The sequence below is a fragment of the Bartonella sp. AC62GZZY genome, from assembly GCF_042196525.1.
Classification (GTDB): domain Bacteria; phylum Pseudomonadota; class Alphaproteobacteria; order Rhizobiales; family Rhizobiaceae; genus Bartonella.
The window spans coordinates 1-980 of record NZ_JBHIQN010000058.1 but is presented as its reverse complement, the minus strand read 5'-3'; the positions used below and the strand labels follow the sequence as shown (position 1 = coordinate 980).

1 pseudogene is annotated in these 980 nt (G+C 41.5%); it reads right to left on the bottom strand.

The features are described from left to right. Nucleotides 1-980: pseudogene (locus ACFIML_RS09125) on the bottom strand (hypothetical protein); the annotation flags it as partial.

Below are 980 nucleotides of genomic sequence, written 5' to 3'. Positions count from 1 at the left end.
CCAATAGCAGCAGCTTGTCTTGCTTCTTTCCGAACATCCTGAATAGCATAATTCAATGTCTCAAACTTCATATCCGTATAGGATTTCGACTCGTTAACACCATCATTGACAAGACCACTAATTTTCTCATCCGTATACTTATTGGCATCTTCAAGAACTATCTTCATCTGCTCTTCAGTATAATCATGTAACTGACCACCATTAACAGCTTGCTGAGAACCTGTTTCAATCTTCCCTGCCGCTACATTGTCTATCATAACAGGTTCGCTGTCATTACCTCCTACTAACGTAATGCTATTGGTCTTTTTACCATCACTATCTTTATCATAGTTAACAACGCCATCTGTTACCGCTACTTCAATATTTTTCACATGTTGATCTATCGTATCTACTTTGTCTTCAACATCTTTTACTCTCTCATTCGTGCTCCAAAGCTGACCACCATTAACAACTTCTTGCGAGCCTTCTTCTATCTTACCATCCAATACATGCGTAATCTTACTCGACTTACCATCATGCTTCGCATCATACGCGCCTTCTTCTTCATTCCAATTCAAACCATTGCTCGCCACATTCTTCTCAACATCATGAATACGGTCGTTGATACTCGTCATACCATCACTAACACCATCAAAGGCTCCTGCTACATCATGATAGATCTTCTTTGCTGACGAACTACCATCAGAATTGAATTGCGCAACCTTGAATTCCGGAGCCCTCCATTCGCCACCTTCATAGCTAGCTCCTCCGCCTAAATACATCGCTAGCGTCTGATGCAAGGAATAAAGCTGAGAACCATTCACGGCTTCCGTCGAACCTTCAGAAAGTGTGCCCGCTTTCACGCCAGAGAGACTACGTGTATCACCATTCATGTTTGCAATTGTGATTGCACTACCCTCTTTTTCTCCACCTATCTTGATTACCTTCGTAGCATCATCCTGCTTAACAAGACTATCTCCTACAACTTTATTAATCTCATT